The organism is Campylobacter concisus, assembly GCF_003048575.1.
Lineage (GTDB): Bacteria > Campylobacterota > Campylobacteria > Campylobacterales > Campylobacteraceae > Campylobacter_A > Campylobacter_A concisus_U.
On the sequence record NZ_PIRZ01000002.1, the window covers coordinates 258525 to 278122 of the forward strand.

Here is a 19598-nt window from a genome sequence, read left to right on the forward strand (position 1 = left end):
TACACTAAATTTTTATATACTCTTATATGTATTTAGGCTTTTCTCTGCTTTATTATATAGACTACACTTATTACTACAACCACCGCTAAAAGAGCGATCGTGATTATTAAAAGTGTCTGTTTATCAGGGCTTGAGCCTATAAAATAGCCGACTCCAAGTAAAACAGCACACCAAATCCCAGCTCCAAGTGAGGTAAATAGGCAAAATCTAAAAATGTTCATCTTAGCAAGTCCGGCTGGTAGGCTGATGTATTGACGAATGCCAGGAATCAGACGTGAGTTAAATGTAGAAATTTCGCCGTGTTTATTGAAAAATGCTTCAAATTTATCCATCTTTTCGTGGGTGATGCCGACAAATTTGCCGTATTTTAAGATGATCTCACGTCCAAAAAAGTAGCAAAGATAGTAGTTAAAAATGGCTCCAAGTAAGCTACCAAGCGTGCCTGAGATAAAGGCAAGCGCTAAGCTCATATCGCCTTTGTGAGCTAGATATCCAGCTGGTATCATCGCCACTTCGCTTGGAAATGGAAAAAACGAGCTTTCTAAAAACATCATGATAAATATGCCGGCATAACCCCAGCTACTTACACTCGCAACTATAAAATCAATAACATCATGCAGCATTTAAATTCCTGAAAAATTTTAAAGTGAGCCATTTTAGCAAAGCATAGCTTAAGCTTTTTGACAAAAATAAAGAGAGTTTGTAGCTTATAAAACAAGATGAAAGTAGAAACAAAATAGGGCGAAAGCTCGCCCCGTTTTTAAAATGCAGGTATAACTTCGCCTTTATAGCGAGTGATGATGAAATTTTTAGTATCAGGGCTAAGCACCGCATCAACTAAAGCTTTGATCTTAGGGCTGTTTTCATTACCAGCTCTTGTGACGATGATGTTAGCGTAAGGACTATTAGCGTCTTCAAGTAAAAGTGCGTCTTTTGCCACGCTCATGCCAAGATCAAGGACGAAATTTGTACTAATGGCAGCGATATCGACATCATCAAGCGTTCTTGGTATCTGAGCACCCTCAAGCTCTACAAACTGTAAATTTTTAGAATTTTTAGTTATGTCATTTATAGTTGCAACTTTTACGTTTTTATCGATCTCTATAAGACCAGCTTTTTCTAAAATTCTAAGTGCTCTATTACCATTTGATGGATCGTAAGCGATCGCAACTTTTGCACCATCTTTTAACTCTTTTATGTTTTTTATCTTTTTAGAGTAAAAGCCAAGTGGCTCGACATGGACATTTGCAACACTTACAAGGTGCAAGCCTCTAGCCTTGTTTTGCTCCTCAAGATATGGCAAATGCTGAAAGAAATTTGCATCCAAACTGCCATCTTCTGTTGCGACATTTGGGATAGAGTAGTCTGAAATTTCAGAGATAACAAGGTCGTAGCCTTTCTCTTTCAGCTTTGGCTTTACAAATTCTAAAATTTCAGCGTGCGGTACTGGCGAGACGCCGACTACGATAGTGTGGTCCTTGTCGGCTGCGTGAAGGCTTAGAGCAACTAAAGATGCGGTTAAAAGTTTGATAAATTTCATTGTTTTTCCTTTTTTATTTGGTTTAAGCGACGCTAAAAAGGTAAAAGCTTTTACGTCGCTTATTTAAAAATTTTAATTAAAATGCTGGAAGAATAGCGCCGTTGTATTTGATCTCGATAAATTTTTTAACTTCTGATGAGTTTATTGCTTTATCAAGAGCTTTTATTTTAGGGCTATTTTCGTTACCAGACTTTACTACAACGTAGTTTACATACGGGCTATTTTTGCTTTCAAGCACAAGTGCGTCTTTTACCGGATTAAGATTAGCATTTAGAGCATAGTTTGTGTTAATAACCGCGATAGTAACGTCATCAAGTGTTCTTGGTACTTGTGCAGTCTCTATCTCTTCAAATTTAAGCTTTTTAGGGTTATCAACTATATCAAGCGGAGTTTTTAGTGGATTATCGTTTAGCTTAATAAGTCCAGCATTTGCAAGAATATCTAAAGCGCGACTTTCATTTGTTGGATCATTTGGGATAGATACAGTCGAACCATCTTTTAGATCTTTGATGTCTTTTATCTTTTTAGAATAAACTCCCATTGGCTCAAGATGAACGCCAACTGTTTTTATAAGATGAGTGCCTTTGTTTTTGTTAAATTCGTCCAAATATGGAAGGTGTTGAAAGAAATTTGCATCTAAATCGCCATCTTCTGTTGCAAGGTTTGGCGTGGTATAGTCGTTAAATTCTTTGATTTCAAGCGTATAGCCATCTTTTGCCAAAAGAGGCTTTACAATCTCTAAAATTTCAGCATGTGGAATAGGTGTAGCACCAACGATTATTGTTTTTGATTTATCAGCTGCATTTGCACTTACACTAAGACCAAGAGCAACTAAAGAAGAGAGAAGTAGTTTTTTCATTTATTATCCTTTTAAAATTTGCCAAGCACCAAAAAAGGATAAATTTAAGCTAGAGTGTTAAATTTCTTTTTAAGCGCTTAAGCTAGTTCTAAGCACTTAAAAAGAAATTTTGTGCTTAGAGATTAGTCTTTCGACAACGCGTTTTTTAATAGGCGGCACATGTGGCACATATCTGATTTCATCTTTTATCCTTTCAGCTAAAATTAATTCGGGCAATTTTAAGGAAAAAAGCTTAAAATCAGATAAAAACAAAGGCCTATTTTTTAGAAATTTTATATAAGTAGTTACCTAGAACTTGAAAAATTTGAACCATAATGATAAGAATAACCACGGTGTAGAGCATGATATCTGGGCGAAATCTTTGATATCCGTAGTTTATAGCGACAGATCCTAGTCCGCCACCACCAACTGCTCCAGCCATCGCTGAAAAGCCGATATTTACGATAAGCGTTAGTGTAAATGCCGAGATAATGCCAGGAAGTGCCTCTACAAACATGACACGAAAGATGATCTGAAATTTCGAGCTACCAAAGCTTTGAGCGGCTTCAATTATGCCTTTATCAACCTCTTTTAGAGCGTTTTCGATTAGCCTTGCCACAAATGGAGCCGCTCCAATAGTTAGCGGGACGATCGCAGCTGTGGTGCCAATACTTGTGCCTACGATCATTTTTGTGACCGGAAATAGCACGATGATCAAAATGATAAATGGAAAGCTTCTAAGCACGTTTATAACGATATCTAGCACAAAATAAAGCTGCTTGTTTGGCTTTAATCCATCTTTATCTGAAAGTATGAGCAAAACCGCGGGTATGAGGCCTATAGCAAAGGCGAGCAGGGTAGAGACGATGCTCATATATAGCGTCTCGCCGATAGCTGGCAACAGTATCCTAGAAAATACATCTGGAAATTTAGAAAAATCAATACAAAACATCAAGCAACCTCCCATAAAACGCCACTTTGCTTGATGTAGTTAAGCACGTTTTCTTTATCTTCTTCATCTATGTTTATGACAAGCGAGCCAAGGACGTTGTCGTTTAGCTTTTCAAGCTTGCCCCAGACTATGTTAAAGTCGATATTTAGGCTTCTAGCCATGTGTGTGATCACACTGTTTTGAGCCACTTCTTTTGGAAAAAATAGCCTGATATTTGTGCCAGTGCTTGGCAGAATTTCAACTTCACCCAAAAATTCTTTCATCTTTTCATCTGGCTTTAAAAATAGCTCTTCAATGCTTCCAGAGCCTATGATCTTGCCACCTTCAAGCAGTATCGCACGTTTTGCGATCGATTTTACAACCTCCATCTCGTGCGTGACGATGACGACACTAATATCTAGCTCTTTGTTTATCTTCTCAAGCAATTCTAAAATTTGATTTGTCGTGTTTGGATCAAGAGCCGAAGTCGCCTCATCGCTTAGTAAAATTTTAGGATTTAAAGCAAGTGCTCTAGCGATGGCGACACGCTGTTTTTGTCCGCCACTTAGCTCGCTTGGATAGCTTTTTGCCTTGCTTTCAAGACCGACTAAATTTAAAAGCTCTCTCACTCTTTTTTCGGTTTCATCGCTTTTATAGCCCCAAAATTTAAGCGGAGTAGCGACGTTTTCAAAGACATTTTTTCTAGCCATCAAGGCAAAATGCTGAAATATCATCCCAACATCCCGCCTTAAATGTCTTTGCTGCATCTCATCTAAATTTTTTATCTCTTTATCAAAGACTTTTAAGCTGCCATCTTGATAGCTTTCAAGCCCGTTTATGCACCTTAAAAGCGTTGATTTACCAGCACCGCTATGTCCCACGATAGCAAAAATTTCACCCTTTTTAACCTCTAAATTTATATCAAAAAGGATCTGCGTATCACCATAAAATTTGTTTAATTTCTCTATTTTTATCACTATTTTTCTCCAAGAGCTTCTAATTCTTCACATACTTTTTTAAATTTAGCCTCAGCGCTCTCTAGCGCCTCTTTGTTTGTCTCTATAACTTCTTTTGGTGCGTTTGCCACGAAATTTTGATTATTTAACATACCTGAGAGCTTAGCTATCTCTTTTTCAAGCTTTGTCTTTTGAGACTTGAGTCTTGTGATGATACCGCTCATATCAAGCCCTTCAAGCGGGACAAATGACTCTAAATTTTCACTCACGTCTCTTATTGAATTTTCGATTTTCTCATCTACAAAGCCGATCTCTTCGCATTTTGCAAGCAGCTTGATGTACTCTTTGACCTCGTCAAGGTCGATTTTTTCATTAAATTTAACAAAGGCTTTTGCTATCTTTGAGTTGCCAAGATCGATGGTCGCTTTTGCACGGCGAATAGCCACGATCGCTTCGATAACTAGCTCAAATTTCTTCTCAACCTCTAAATTTCGCTCTTTTACCTCTGGGTAGCTCATCACCATTATTGACTTTGCGTTTTCAAGCTGTGTGCCGCTAAGCTCTTGAAATAGATACTCTGAAAGAAATGGCATGAAAGGATTTAGTAGTTTCATCGCCTCTTTAAATATACTTCCAAGCTCTTTTACACTCGCTTTATCAGCCTTACTAAGCTCAATACCCCAGTCACAAAACTCATCCCAAAGGAATTTATAAAGTGTGTTTGCTGCGTCATTAAAGCGGTAGGCGTCGATGTTTTCACGCACCTCTCTCACGCACTCGTTAAAGCGGCTATTCATATAAATTCCAAGCTTTGTTTGAAGCTTGATATCCTCTAAATTTGGAAATTTACTCTCATTTAGTATGAGGTATTTGCTCGCATTATAAAGCTTGTTGGTGAAATTTCTTACCTGCTTCATTTTAGCGTCACTTAGCTTGATATCGCGTCCTTGAACAGCTAAAAGAGTTAGCGTAAAGCGCAATATATCGGCGCTATACTCATTGATGCTATCAAGCGGGTCAATGACGTTGCCAAGGCTTTTACTCATCTTTCTACCAAATTCATCTTTTACGAGTGCGTGCAGATAAATGTCGTCAAATGGCAACTTACCAAGGGCATTTTCACCCTGAAACATCATCCTAGCAACCCAGAAAAATAATATATCAAAGCCAGTGATTAGTAGGTTGTTTGGATAAAATTCAGCCAAATCGCCTTCAAACCATTTTTCATTTTTTAGCTCATTTTCATTACCCCAACCAAGCGTGCTAAATGGCCAAAGACCAGAGCTAAACCACGTATCTAGCACGTCTGGGTCTTGGTGAAAATTTTTACTTTTGCACTTTTTGCACTCGCATGGCTCTCCCTCGTCAGCCCACATATAACCGCAATCATCGCAGTAAAATACTGGAATTTGATGCCCCCACCAAAGTTGGCGTGAGATACACCAGTCTCTTAACTCTCTCATCCACGCGTTAAAGCTGTTTATCCAGTGCGGCGGGTAAAATTTAGCAAGGCCCTCTGAGACCTTTTGTATCGCCTCGTCTGCGATCTCTTTTTTGACAAACCACTGCTTTGAGATATATGGCTCGACGACGTTTTTGCAGCGGTAGCAGTATCCTACTTGGTTTTCATAGTCCTCGATCTTTTCAACATTGCCAAGTTTTTCAAGCTCGGCCACGACGATATCTCTAGCCTCAAGCCTCTCAAGTCCTGCAAATTTATCGCACTTGTCGTTTAAAATACCTTTTTCATCAAATACAGTGATAAACTCAAGGTCGTGCCTTTTGCCAACTTCATAGTCGTTTTGATCATGCGCAGGTGTGACTTTAACAAGACCTGTTCCAAACTCCATATCAACGTGCTCGTCGGCAATGATCTCGATCTCTCTATTTATGATAGGTAGCACCACTTTTTTGCCGATTAAATTTTTATAGCGCTCGTCGTTTGGATTTACCATTACGGCGGTGTCGCCAAAGTAGGTCTCCGGGCGAGTTGTTGCAACAACAACAAATTCGCTTGGCTTATCTGTAAAATAGTACCTCAAATGATAAAGCTTGCCTTTGTTCTCCTTATGTTCGACCTCGATGTCAGAAAGCGCCCCATCATGCGTACACCAGTTTATCATATAGTTTTTCTGAACTATCAGACCCTTGTCGTATAAATTTACAAAGGCTTTTTTTACAGCTCTTCTTAAGCCCTCATCCATAGTAAATCTCTGGCGTGACCAAGCTGGAGTGATGCCAATTTTTCGCATCTGATGGACGATCATGCCACCACTTTTTTCCTTCCACTCCCACACTTTTTCTACAAATTTCTCACGGCCAAGCTCTTCTTTTTTGATCCCTTGAGCCAAAAGCTGCTTTTCAACGACGTTTTGAGTAGCGATACCAGCGTGATCAAGGCCTGGCTGCCAAAGTGTCTTGTAGCCATCCATCCTCTTGTAACGAGTCATGATGTCTTGGAGCGTGAAGGTTAGGGCGTGTCCGATGTGAAGCGAGCCAGTCACATTTGGAGGTGGCATCATAATGCAAAATTTACGTCCATCTTTTTGGATATCTTTGTTCGCGTCTATCTCGAAGTATCCGCGTTCTTCCCAAATTTTATAAAATTTATCTTCTATCTCTTTTGCATTGTAAAATTCTGCCACTTTTGTCTCCTCAGTTTCGTTTAAAAAATGCTTAATGTTATCTAAAATTTGTTTAAAAAAATCTTTGCAAAAGTGGGGAAATATGGGCTTGGGGCGGTTAAACGCCCCAAAATTTATATGGCTTATTTAACAGTAAAGCTTCGCTGAGCTAGGTCGTAGTCGTTTTGTCTTTCGTTATACATATTTTCAGTTGTGACTGCGCCAAGCGAGCATTTGCCGCCAAGTCTTACACGATAAGGTGTGTAAAGCACAGCCTCTCTCTTGTCACTATCTAATGCATAAAAACTTAAAACGCGATCATCTTTTATGCTTTGATATTCAAGCTCAATGCTATCTTTAAGGCTCTTACTAAAACCACTTAAATTTTCATTTATTGGCTCAAAGCAGCTGCTTACGATCTCGTTTATTGCACCATTTTTAACCATAGCTTTAGAATTTATCACTATTTTTGAATAGACAACATCATTTACTCTTAGGCTATTTAGATCAATCTCTTTTCCTTTTTCGTCCACAAATGTTCGGTAAATATCAAGCTCTTTTGGCTCTATTTTATGCTTAATCTCAAGCGGCACATAAGCGTAGCTTAAAATAGTGGCATATAGCTTGTTTTCACCAAGTGGTGTGATGGTAAAATTTCCATCTTTTGCTGTAAATGATACGCTTAAAAGGCCGTCAAATTCTTTGCTTTCGCCATTGTAGCTAAGCTTAAATTTATTATTTTTCTCGCCAACATCTTTGCCAAAGTAGGCATTTAGCGCCCTAAGGGCAAAAGCACGCTCCTGTGTTGAACTTAGCTCATTTAAATTTGTGATCAAGAATTTTGCAAGATCATCTGAGTAGTCGTTTTTTTCAAAGTATTTTGCGTGTAGGTACAAGATAAAGGCATTGTCTCTCATCTTTGAGCCAAAGCTAGAATAATCCCTGCTGTAATCAGCTATCTGAGCTTTTTTGATATCTTTTAGCGCCACCTTTGCTTCGTCATTTAAGCCGTTTAGCTTTAGAGCTGCTGCCATTAGATATTTATTAAGTGCAGTCGTATTGTAAGCCTTGTGGTCATAAATTTTATTTAGCACTGATTTATCAGCAACATTTGCGCGGGAGCTTACATAGATAGCATATAGAGCTTCAATGTCTGTGTTTGTATATTTTAAGAGCGAATTTAATGCTCTTTGCTTTACATTTTTATTTAGCTCATATCCAGCCTCTTCAAGATCAAGCAGCACATCAGTTGCATAGATCGAAGCAAATGCATTAGTACTACCCAGATCGCTCCAGTAGCCAAAGCTACCATCTGGTTTTTGCATCTTAATTAGCTCACTCATACCGCTTGCAATAAATCTCTTTTGATCATTTTTTTCAAGCTCATCTTTTGGCTTTAAATTTAAAAGCGCAAGTAGCCTTGAGCTCCTTTGCTCCGCACATCCGTAAGGGTACTCGACTAAATTTTTAGAAGCTGCTAATAGCACGCTTGAGACAGAGCTTGACGCATCTATACTAATATTATGAAAGCCTTTTGGAAGTGAGATCACACTCTCTTTGTCAAAGACACTACTTTTTGCATAGGTGCTGATAGTATAAGGGCTCACTACATCAAGCAAGCTTTGGACAGTTTTTGAACTGTTTTTGTCGCTTATAGTCACGTTATACTCGGCCGCACCAGCTTCAAGAGCTGAAATTTTAAATATAAAGGCTTTATTTTCAAGCGGCTTTAAATTCACATTTTCTTTTGTTTTGATGTTTAAATTTTTACTGCTAGCCACTTTTATGGTTAAATTTTTATCCTCATTTGTTGTGTTTATGAGCCTTAAGTTTGCATTTAGCTCATCGCCTTTTAACAGATAAACTAACGCACTTGGCTTAATAATCACATCATCTTTTACTAAAATTTCTTTATTTACAGCGTTCATGCCAGTTTCATTATTTGCCACGACATCTACTCTAATGGCAGAGTTAAAGCCATTTGGCGTTTTAAACTCGTATGAAATTTCACCATTATCGTCAGCTTGAAGGCTTACTAAATTTGCGTATGTTTTTATATTTTTGCTATCAACCGGGCTAGCATGTTTTGCCATCTTTGCCTCCATAGCAAGTGCTGCCATATCGCCACCAAAGCTTAATGTCTTGCCCTCGACTTTATAGTTTGTGAGCATATTATAAATGTCATAGTCAAAGACACCATCTGGTAAAATTTTGTCAAAAAATTTAAGTGGATCGGCTGGCTTTTGTGACGTTATATCAAGCACGCCAACATCTGTGATAAATAAATTTACATAAGCTTTTGGCTTTGTTTTTAGTGAAATTTTTATATTTTCATCGCTTTTTGCTGTATTTGGCGCATCAAGGCTTAGATTAAGTATCCTTGATGACTTATCGGCCTTAGCATAAACCTTACCGTAAGTCCTAAATGGAGTTAATCCACCATCTGTCATGCGGTAGATATTTGCACTCACGTAAAGTCCGCTAAAATCAAAGTCAAGTTTAAATTTCACATTTGCTGAGTTATTTTTTATCTTAACAACTTTGTAAGCTTTCACGCCACCATCTTCAAGTGTAACAAGGGCGATGCCTTCTTTTATAGCTGAGCTTATATCAGCACTTAGTTCATCGCCTTTTTTGTAGATATTTTTATTTAGTTTGATTTGAGATTTGCTAAGCTCTTTTGTAGGTGCTAGAGTCGAGTAGTTGTAGCCACTTACGTCCATATCAAGGCTTGTACTTGCTCCACTTACTAGATTTGTAGCGATGATCACATATGAGCCACTTTGTGTAAATTTGTAGCTAAACTCGCCATTATCTTTATAAAAATTATCCACATCTTCTAGAGTTTGAAACCACTTTATATAGCCATTTGCATCTCTTTGGTATTGCCAAGTAACACGCTTTATTTCAAATTTTAAATTTGATTTTACGGCCTTTTGACTTGACATATCTACCACAACCGTTCTTATTTTTACATCTTCGTTTGGCTCAGCAAATGTCGTGCTTGCTGCGATACCAACCATATCTTTGTAAGGATAGAGAGTAAAGCTTTTTGTATCGCTTACATTTTTGCCATCATCATTTACATTGAAATTTATCACGCCTGTTATGATAGAAGAGGCATTTTTAGTGCTAAAGCTAAGATCTATCATTTGGCTTGATTTGCCATCTTTTGAAAGAGTGAGATCGTTTTCAAAAGATGGATAAGCGCTTGGTTTTAGCGTATTGTTTTTAAATTTATACTCTTTAAACTCGCTATTTTTATATTCATCATCAAAAAAGCTCACCTGCATGCTGCCATCAAGCTCGCTAGCAGCGCCACCAAAGAGATAGTTACTAGCTAGATTGGCTCTAACAAGCTCATTTGCGAAAAATTTATCTCTCTCAAGCGTTATCTCATTCTTTATCCTATTTGGCATAAAACTCTCAACAAAAAATGGCACATTTGAGATCACTTTGCTTGCGTAAATTACTTGCATATTAAATCTACCACTTAGATCGCTTAGTATCTCTTTTTCAAAATTTACCATGCCAACGTCATTTGTATTTTTTGAAATTTCAGCACTACTTTTGCCTTGTGGATCGAAAAATTTTATCTTTATAGGCATATTTTTTAAAGGATTAAAATCTCTATCTCTTAGATAGATTGCACCCTTTAAACTCTCATTTGGTCTTATGATATTTGAAGCAAAATGAACGTAAGCATCGATACTCTCACTGGCATTTTGGCTCATAAATTTCGCTTCATTTAACGCTTCGTCTTCTTTTAAAATAAGAAAATTTTGCTCTTTTCCAAGAGAGACAACTACCGAAGAGATATCTTTATAAATATCTTTTTTGTTAAATTTAAAAACGCCTATATCATTTGTCGCACCAACTGCGATTTCTTCGTTCTTTTTGCCATAAATTTTTACATTTGCGTTTGGCAGCATTGTATTTTCGCCAAGACGATTTGCAAATACGAAAATTTCATCCTTGCCAAGCTTTGCATTTACGGCGATATCACTTAGATAGACTACTTTTGAGACGCTCTTATCCTTGCCGTAGTTTAAGTTTATCTTATAAACTCCGTCTCCAGCTCCGGCAAAGTCAAGTTTGATTTTATTTAGAGAAATTTCATTTAATGCGCCATCAAGTTTATAGCTTTTGCTTGCCACTTTTGTGCTGAAGTTGCTTAACTCTTCGTTATTGTCATTAAAATTTAAGAAATATCTAAAATTTTGATCGCTTAGCTTTTCAATGCTTACATTTAGCTCAGGCAAATTTGCACTTCTGATACCGATTTCGCCAACACTTGAGATATATGGCTCATTATTTATAAAATTTGCAAATGGAGTGAAATTGCTAGCTACTACTTCATAGCTACTTTCTTCTCTTACTACATTTCTATCATCGCCAAAGCCTGGCTTAATGGTGATTTCATAACTATTTTGTGGCTTAAAATCGTCACTTGTAATATCAATGTAGTAATAATACTCGCTAAGTTCTGAGTTTTCTTCATAGTTGTCACTATATTTAACGTCACTAATGCTAAAGTTTTTTACACCTTTAATGTTTATAAATTTCTTTAAGTTAATGTCGTCATCAAGCCAATTTTTTAGATAAATTCTAAAGCCCAAGATACCATTATCAAGGCTCACTGGATAAATTTCTGGTATCTCAAGACTCTTTGCATTATCATTTATATTTACGCTTTCTTCGCTTATTTCATCGGCAAAATTTACTATCGTTTCACCTGAAAGCGTTGCGCCAAATTTGCTCTCAAATTTTTCACCAAAATCAAAAACTGGATTGCTTAAATTTTTATCAAGATTAAGCTCAAAGCTATTGTTAGAAAGCTCAATCACTTTAAATTTTGCATCTTTTACGGCAATATTTTTGATAGCTTCAATATTTACTTCATCATTAAATTTAACTATATATTTGCTATCGCTTATTTTTTCTATCTTTGTTAGCTCAAATTCTTTCGTGGCAAAACTAGCAGTGCTTCCATTTTCAAGCTTGCAGCTATAATCCAAACCAGCATGCATATCTTTTGTAAAAAGCAGCAAGCTTTGACTATTAAATCTAACCGTACCATTTAATGCTGGTTGGCACAAAAGTAGCTTTTTATCACTTAGCATACCAACAAAATTTTTATCGACTTTATCTTCTAGTCCAAACTCTACGCTTAGGGGCGATTTTATCTGCGCAGTGCCATTTAGGCTCAAAGCATATAAATTTGTCATTCCCAAAAGTGCTAGAAGAGCTACTTTTTGCCACATTTTATCTCCTTATTTTTATTGTTATTTCACTTTGATTTGAGTTTTGATCAAGGCATTTTATGCTGTGCTCACCAAGAGTTAGATCAAACTTTTTTTCACTTGCATTTTCTATCTTAGAAAAGTTCAAATCATCTATTTTTAGGTAAATTTCATCGCCTAAAAACGCGTAGCATTTTACCATAACTTGTGTAATATTTTCATCTGTCACTATCTCTTCACCGTCATACGGATAGGCAAAAACTGGCTTTTTATCTTTAAAAATTTCAGCACAAGGACTTTTTTGTATCTCTTCTTTATCCAAAAGCTCATTTTTAACCAAAAAATCAAGCTCTTCGCCTCTTAAACTTTCGCATTTATCTTTTAAATCTACACCCTTTATCCTATCATCAAGCGCCATTTTTTTACACTTTTCATAGTTAAAGGCATCAAGGCAGGTTGGCAGCTTTTCTATGCCATCTGGCTCACTCATAAATCTTAACTTCTCTTTTTGAGCGATTATCTTAAACATATCAAAAAGACTCTTTGATACGTCATTTAGTCCTGTTAATTTATCAGTTTTGCTGGCATTAAAATTTCCAATCCAAATAGCAATTGTGTAATTTTCATCAACGCCTATGGCATAAAGATCACGTGAGTTTGCGCTTGTTCCTGTTTTAAAAGCGATCTTTGGCGTATTTTGGGCGTACTGCCAAGCATTTTTTAGATATGATCTTGAGGCTTCGCTTAGCATTTTAGCGGTCAAATAGGCACTTTGAGGTGAAATGAGAGTTATATTTTTCTCTTCATTTTTGTAGTTTTTGCCAGCAAACTCAAGCGGTCTATAAATACCGTCATTTGCATAAATAGTATAAAGATGAGCAAGATCAAGCAGGCTCATTTCAGTACTTCCAAGCGTTATAGAAGCTCCATAATACTCTTTATCTTCATCTACTAAATTTACCTTTTCAAGTAGTTCGTAAAGCGAATTGTCTTTTAGTTTTAAGTTTAAATTTATAACCGGAATATTTAGGCTGAAATTTAGAGCATCTTTCGCGCTTACGATACCTAAAAAATCATTACTAAAATTCTTTGGGGCATACTCTTTTATATAAATTTGCGTATCAATTAACTGCGAATTTGGCGTGATAAGCCCGCTATCAAGCGCAAGCGAGTAGATAAAAGGCTTTAGCGTGCTGCCGGTATTTCGCTTCATATTTAGGGCTGAGTTTTTACCGTCACGCGCATGCTCATCATGCGAGCCGATGAAGGCAACAACACTCATTTTTTTATTATCAATGACCACGGCTGCTGCGTTGTTTGCATTTTTAGCCTTTAGCGAAAACATCGTATCTTTTAAAATTTTAAGCATATCTTTTTGTAAATTTAGATCCAAACTCGCCTTTGAAATTTGGTTTTTAAAAGCGACATTTGCATAATCTTCCGCGGTTACGATAGCTTTTGCTCTTACATTTTTAAATGGCTCAGCCTGCGCTCTTTTAAAGGCGCTAAGATCTATTAGCTTTGCTTTGTAAAGCATCTTTATGACCCTGTTTTTTAGGGCGTTTATGTTTGAAACGCGGTCTAGTCTATTTTTATTTGGATTTTTAGGTATCGTGCTTAAAAGTGCAGCCTGAGCGTAGCTAAGCTCGTTTAGCTCTTTGCCAAAGTAAAAAAAGCTTGCCGCCTTTGCACCCTCGATATTGCCGCCATATGGGGCTAAATTTAGGTATAAATTTAAAATTTCATCCTTACTAAAGTGAAGCTCGAGCTGAAATGCTCTAAAAATTTCTTTTATCTTATTTTTATAGCTCCTATCTCCAGGCTCAAGCATCCTAGCTACTTGCATCGTGATAGTGCTGGCGCCTATGCGGTTGTCACTTCTTAGGTTGTGGAAAAATGCTCTAAAAATGGAGGCAAAATTTACTCCAAAATGGTAGTAAAAGTATCTATCTTCAAAAAGCACAACGCATTGTTTTAGCGAGTTTGGGAAGCTTTGCTCGTGAAATCTCCAAATTCCGTCGCTGCTAAGCTTCATATTTATAATGTTTCCATTTTTATCAAGCAAAATTTTGGCTTCGTCTTTTTTTAGTGCGTCTAAATTTAGTGGATAAATTTGATCTAAGAGCAAAAAAACACCGACCATTAAAGCCAAAAATAGGGCAAGGAATTTTAGAAATTTAAACTTTTTCATCGGCGTGATTATAGCTGTTAAAGTTTAAGTAGCTATAATTAGGCCTTTTTAAAAAGAGGAAACAATGCCCTTATCTAGGTTAAACAAAGAACAATACACCGCAGCAACTGCGCCTTTTGGACACAATCTAATCATCGCTTCAGCTGGCACTGGCAAAACCAGTACCATAGTCGCGCGCATCGCTCATCTACTAAATTTAGGCGTTGCACCAGAGAAAATTTTGCTTCTAACTTTCACCAACAAAGCAGCCAGCGAGATGATAGAGCGTTTAAATAGATATTTTGACAAATCAATTACCTCAAAAATCACCGCGGGTACCTTCCACTCGGTCTCATTTTCGCTTTTAAAAAGCCTTGATAAAGGCGTCACGCTAAAGCAGCCAAGCGAGCTAAAGACGCTTTTAAAAAGTCTTGTTGAGAGGCGTAAATTTTACCATTTAAGCGATGTCAAGCCTTATGGCGGGGCTTATCTATATGACCTTTACTCGCTCTTTCAAAATAGCGAGCAAGGCACTACTTTTGGCAAGTGGATAAGCGATAAGAGCGAAGAGCAGGGCGTTTATGCTGAAATTTATGAAGATATTTTAGAAGAGTTTGAGGCTGAAAAGGCTAAATTTTCTTACGCTGATTTTAACGACCTTCTCATAAAAATGCGCGACGAGCTAAAAAAAGGGGCAAATTTAGCTTATGATGAAATTTTGATCGATGAGTATCAAGACACAAACACGCTTCAAGGCAGCCTAATAGACGCGTTTAGGACAAAGAGCCTATTTTGTGTGGGCGATTTTGATCAGAGCATTTATGCATTTAACGGTGCAAATATCGAGATCATTGGCTCATTTAAAGACCGCTTTCCAAACGCAAATATCTACGCTTTAAATGTAAATTACCGCTCAAGCTCAAGCATACTTGCCCTTGCAAACAAGGTGATAAACAACAATCCAAGGCTTTATGAAAAGCACCTCACAGTTAGCCGTGAGGGGAATTTCAAGTCTCCAAGACTGCTAGTATATAACGAGCTTTTTGATCAGTATCAAAATATCGCCGATATCATCTCACTTTCGCCATTTAATAGAGAAAATATCGCCATAATTTTTAGAAATAACTCATCAGCTGATGGCATCGAGGTCGCGCTAAAAGAGCGAGGCATCGGCTCAAAGCGAAAGGGCGGGGTGAGCTTCTTTGAGAGCCGTGAGATCAAGGCGCTCATCGACATCATGGGAATTTATGTCAATCCAAAAGATATAATGGCATTTATCCACATCTGCGAATACGCAAAGGGCGTTGGCAGCGCAGTTAGCAAAGAAATTTTTGACGCGCTGCTTAAGCTTGGGCATGGAAATTTGATAAAAGGGATAGTTGAGCCAGATGAGAGCGTAAATATCTCATCAAACAAAAGGCGAAACTACCAGCTTGGTCTTTTTGACGATCTTGATGAATTTGCCGAAGTTTCAAGGTTTTCTAAACTTGGCTTTAGCGATAAATTTCTAGGTCATCCTGTGCTAAAACTACAAAAGCTAAGCGAGAGTGGGGCGCAGTTTTTATATGAAATTTACAACTTTTTAAGAGGCATGAGAAACGTCTCAAAGCCAGCCACGATGATAAATGAGATAAAAACTAGCAAAATTTACTCGTTAATCGCTGAAAATCTCAGCACAAAAAGAGCAACTCTAAAAAACGGCAATGTTGATCTAGCACTCAAAGAAGAGGTCAAAGAGCGCATAATGGCAAAGAGCGTGGTACTAAGCGAGCTAGCTAAAAAGTATCAAGATATCAGTAAATTTTACAACTTCTTAGCCCTTGGTAGCAACGAGATGAGCGAAGGGCAGGGCGTTAGCTTGCTTAGTGTGCATGCGAGCAAGGGGCTTGAGTTTGACCAAGTCTTTATCGTCGATCTTGCGCAAAACCGCTTTCCAAATTTAAAGCTAATGAGCATGGGCGGCAGCCTAGAAGAAGAGAGGCGCCTCTTTTACGTAGCAGTAACAAGGGCTAAAGACGAGCTATATCTTAGCTATGCAAAATACGACAAGATAAAGAAGGTGACCTACCAACCAAGTAGGTTTTTGATAGAGGCTGGCATGGCAAAAGAGGAAGCTTAAAGAGTGTTTACTCTTGTGAAGTAGAATTTACCAATTTTTTACAAAGAGAAGTGATGAAAAAGTCTAAAATTTTAATAATACTGCTTATTTTGGGCGTCGGTGGATATTTTATCTATGATAATTTTTTTAAGATAAAAGATGAAAAGGTGGAATTTATCACCAAAAAGGCAAAGAAAGGTTCATTTAGCAAAAAGGTCGATGCGACCGGAGAAATTTTTGCCACCGAGCTAGTTGATGTGGGTGCTCAGGTGAGCGGCCAGATAAAAAAACTCTACGTTAAGCTTGGAGATCAGGTCAAAAAAGGCGATATGATCGCAAGTATCGATAGCTCGACCCAGCAAAATAACATCGATAATAAAGAGGCACAACTAGCCATCTACAAAGCTCAGCTTGAAAGCGCAAAAGTGGCTCTAGACATTGCAAAAACGCAGTTTGATAGAGAAAATGCACTTTTTGCCAAAAATGCCACTTCAAAACAAGAATTTGAAAGTGCAAAAAATACTTATAGCACAAATAGCGCAAAGATAAAGGAGCTTGAAGCTCAGATCAAGCAGACAAATATCGAGCTAAGTACTGCTAAGATAAATTTAGGCTACACAAAGATCACCGCCCCAAGAGATGGCATAATAGTAAGCGTGCAGGTCGAAGAGGGACAGACCGTAAATGCCAATCAAACTACGCCAACTATCGTAAAGATCGCAGATCTTAGCTATGTCAAGATGAAGATGCAAATAGCTGAGGGCGACATCACAAAGATAAAAGTCGGCACGCCAGTTGAGTACTCGATCCTCTCTGAGCCAACAAAAAAATTTCAAACGACGGTTAGCTCAATCGACCCTGGCTTAACGACATTAAGCGATGGTAACTACGGCTCTAGCAGTAGTAGCAAATCCACAAGCTCAAGCACTTCAAGTAATTCAGCTGTTTATTATTACGCGCAAAGCATAGTTGAAAATAAAGATAAAATTTTAAGAATAGGCATGACCACGCAAAATGAGCTTTTAATAGCAAACGTAAAGGATGCTATCATCGTACCAAGCATCGGCATTAAAAGAGATGAAAACGGCACGTTTGTCTATGTTTTAAAAGATGGCAAAGCGGTAAAAACAGTGGTAAAAACTGGCATAAAAGACAACCTCGATACGCAAATAATTAGTGGCGTAAATGAGGGTGATGAGATCATCACATCACAAGGCTCAGCAAGCGAAATAGCCAAGATGATCGAAAAAGAAAATAAGAAGTTTTAAGTGATAAGTCTAAAAAACATCACAAAAAGCTTTAAGCTAGGCGATAATGAGATAGAAATTCTTCATGGCATAAATTTAGAGATAAAAAAGGGCGAATTTATAGCCATTATCGGTCAGTCTGGCTCTGGCAAATCAACACTTATGAATATCCTTGGCTGCCTTGATAGCCCAAGTGGCGGGCAGTACCTGCTAGATGGCAAAGATATATCTAAATTTGATAGCGACTCGCTTGCCAAGCTTAGACGAGATAAATTTGGCTTTATATTTCAAAGATACAACCTACTTAGCACGATGAATGCCCTTGAAAATGTAGCGCTGCCAAGCATCTACGCAGGGGCAAATAAGAGCGACCGAGAAAAAAGAGGGATGGAGATTTTAGACTCTCTTGGCCTTAGCGAAAAGGCTAAAAATTTACCAAATAAACTCTCAGGCGGACAACAGCAAAGGGTCTCCATAGCAAGGGCACTTATGAATGGTGGTGAGATCATCTTGGCTGATGAGCCAACAGGAGCGCTTGATAGTAAAAGTGGGCTAAGAGTGATGGAAATTTTAGTGGATCTTTATAAAAAAGGTCACACCATCATCATCGTTACGCACGATCCAAAGATCGCCGAGTACGCGAGTCGTGTGATCGAGATAAAAGATGGCAACATCGTAAATGATAACGTAAAAAATAGTGAAATTTTTGAGGCCAAAAAGCAAAACCAGCCAGAAAAGAGCAAATTTACCTACTATAAAGATCAGCTAATTGAAAGCTTTAAAATGTCGGTAAATGCGATGCTGGCTCATAAACTAAGATCGCTCTTAACCATGCTTGGCATTATTATTGGCATCACGGCGGTCATTAGCGTCGTAGCTCTTGGTAAAGGCTCACAGGAGCAAATTTTAGCTGGCATCAGAAAGATCGGCACAAATACGATCGATATCATGCCAGGAAAAGGCTTTGGCGATATGCTCTCAGGTAGGGTAAAAACGCTCTCTATAAGTGATGCAAATATGCTCTCAAAGCAGTCATTTCTTGACTCAGTCACTCCAAACACAAGTACTTCAGGCGTACTAACATATGAAAATATCTCCTTAACAGCGACACTAAAAGGTGGTGGAGTAGGGAGCTTTGACGTAAATGGACTAAAGCTAGAAAAAGGAAGAATTTACGATGACGACGAGGTTTTAAACTCAGATTCTGTCACATTAATAGATCAAAACACCAAAAATAGCATATTTAAAAACGAAGATCCGATCGGTAAGATCATACTTTTTAATAAAAAGCCACTTCGCATTATAGGCGTTTTGCAAAAAGATGAGTTTAAAATCGGCGATGCTAGCTCACTTAAAATTTATGCTCCATATACGACCGTGATAAACAAGATAACGGGCGATAAATTTATTAGCTCAATAACCGTAAAAGTAAATGAAAGCGTAAATGCTCAAATCGCAGAAAAGAGCCTGACTGATCTTTTAACAATAAAACACGGGAAAAAAGACTTCTTTACTAGAAATTCTGATAGCATCAAGCAGACTATCGAAGAGACGATCTCAACCATGCGCCTTCTCATCTCAAGCATAGCCGTAGTTTCACTAGTAGTTGGTGGCATAGGCGTGATGAATATCATGCTTGTCTCAGTCACCGAGCGCACCAAAGAGATAGGCATCAAAATGGCGATCGGAGCCAGACAGAGCAACATCTTGCAGCAGTTTTTGATAGAGGCGGTGCTACTTTGCCTAATAGGCGGTACTATCGGCATAGCCTTTTCCTACGCTATAGGCTACATCTTTAACAACTTTTTAGACGGTTTTAGCATGATCTTTTCAAATGGCTCGATCGTGCTCGCGCTTGTTACATCGATGGCCATTGGTATCATCTTTGGCTACATGCCTGCCAAAAATGCCTCAAAATTAAATCCAATAGATGCGCTTTCAAGGGAGTAAT

11 protein-coding genes are annotated in these 19598 nt (G+C 37.9%); 3 read left to right on the plus strand and 8 right to left on the minus strand.

All coding sequences use genetic code 11. From position 1 onward, the window contains the following. Positions 1–32 precede the first annotated feature (32 nt). From CVS84_RS03550 to pbpC, 8 genes are all read right to left on the minus strand, one after another. Entirely contained in the window at positions 33–623 is a 591-nt protein-coding gene (locus CVS84_RS03550) for a DedA family protein (RefSeq protein ID WP_107691180.1), read from the minus strand. A gap of 137 nt (positions 624–760) precedes the next feature. Beyond that, positions 761–1540, minus strand: a complete 780-nt coding sequence (locus CVS84_RS03555) for a MetQ/NlpA family ABC transporter substrate-binding protein (RefSeq protein WP_107691181.1) — start codon at positions 1538–1540, stop codon at positions 761–763. A 76-nt stretch (positions 1541–1616) separates the two neighbouring features. Then, a complete protein-coding gene (locus CVS84_RS03560) occupies positions 1617–2399 on the minus strand; it encodes a MetQ/NlpA family ABC transporter substrate-binding protein (RefSeq protein WP_107691182.1) in 783 nt (260 codons plus the stop codon). Between the two features lie 256 nt (positions 2400–2655). Beyond that, positions 2656–3330 carry a methionine ABC transporter permease gene (locus tag CVS84_RS03565; protein WP_107691183.1) on the minus strand — a complete coding sequence of 225 codons (675 nt, stop codon included), beginning with the start codon at positions 3328–3330 and terminating at the stop codon, positions 2656–2658. Then, entirely contained in the window at positions 3330–4286 is a 957-nt protein-coding gene (locus CVS84_RS03570) for a methionine ABC transporter ATP-binding protein (protein WP_107691184.1), read from the minus strand. The genes CVS84_RS03565 and CVS84_RS03570 overlap by 1 nt, the downstream gene beginning before the upstream one ends. Then, the gene (locus CVS84_RS03575) at positions 4286–6910 is read right to left on the minus strand and encodes a valine--tRNA ligase (RefSeq protein WP_107691185.1); all 2625 of its coding nucleotides are present in this window, start codon (positions 6908–6910) and stop codon (positions 4286–4288) included. Before CVS84_RS03575 ends, CVS84_RS03570 begins: the two co-directional genes overlap by 1 nt. A 122-nt stretch (positions 6911–7032) precedes the next feature. Continuing rightward, positions 7033–12153 carry an alpha-2-macroglobulin family protein gene (locus CVS84_RS03580; RefSeq protein WP_107691186.1) on the minus strand — a complete coding sequence of 1707 codons (5121 nt, stop codon included), beginning with the start codon at positions 12151–12153 and terminating at the stop codon, positions 7033–7035. A gap of 1 nt (position 12154) precedes the next feature. Further along, a complete protein-coding gene (gene pbpC / locus CVS84_RS03585) occupies positions 12155–14323 on the minus strand; it encodes a penicillin-binding protein 1C (protein WP_107691187.1) in 2169 nt (722 codons plus the stop codon). A gap of 64 nt (positions 14324–14387) precedes the next feature. Between pbpC and CVS84_RS03590 the strand changes: the two genes are divergently transcribed. Genes CVS84_RS03590 through CVS84_RS03600 form a run of 3 tightly spaced genes read left to right on the plus strand, consistent with a single transcriptional unit; the run spans position 14388 to position 19597 of the window. After that, a complete protein-coding gene (locus tag CVS84_RS03590) occupies positions 14388–16421 on the plus strand; it encodes an ATP-dependent helicase (RefSeq protein ID WP_107691188.1) in 2034 nt (677 codons plus the stop codon). A gap of 53 nt (positions 16422–16474) precedes the next feature. Continuing rightward, complete coding sequence (locus CVS84_RS03595) at positions 16475–17668, plus strand: efflux RND transporter periplasmic adaptor subunit (RefSeq protein ID WP_107691189.1); 1194 nt, start codon at positions 16475–16477, stop codon at positions 17666–17668. After that, complete coding sequence (locus CVS84_RS03600; RefSeq protein ID WP_107691190.1) at positions 17669–19597, plus strand: MacB family efflux pump subunit; 1929 nt, start codon at positions 17669–17671, stop codon at positions 19595–19597. Position 19598 lies beyond the last annotated feature (1 nt).

Coding starts and splice junctions, on each gene's coding strand:
- CVS84_RS03550 (WP_107691180.1), bottom strand. CDS start 623: ATGCTGCATGATGTTATTGATTTTATAGTTGCGAGTGTAAGTAGCTGG.
- CVS84_RS03555 (WP_107691181.1), bottom strand. CDS start 1,540: ATGAAATTTATCAAACTTTTAACCGCATCTTTAGTTGCTCTAAGCCTT.
- CVS84_RS03560 (WP_107691182.1), bottom strand. CDS start 2,399: ATGAAAAAACTACTTCTCTCTTCTTTAGTTGCTCTTGGTCTTAGTGTA.
- CVS84_RS03565 (WP_107691183.1), bottom strand. CDS start 3,330: ATGTTTTGTATTGATTTTTCTAAATTTCCAGATGTATTTTCTAGGATA.
- CVS84_RS03580 (WP_107691186.1), bottom strand. CDS start 12,153: ATGTGGCAAAAAGTAGCTCTTCTAGCACTTTTGGGAATGACAAATTTA.
- pbpC (WP_107691187.1), bottom strand. CDS start 14,323: ATGAAAAAGTTTAAATTTCTAAAATTCCTTGCCCTATTTTTGGCTTTA.
- CVS84_RS03590 (WP_107691188.1), top strand. CDS start 14,388: ATGCCCTTATCTAGGTTAAACAAAGAACAATACACCGCAGCAACTGCG.
- CVS84_RS03595 (WP_107691189.1), top strand. CDS start 16,475: ATGAAAAAGTCTAAAATTTTAATAATACTGCTTATTTTGGGCGTCGGT.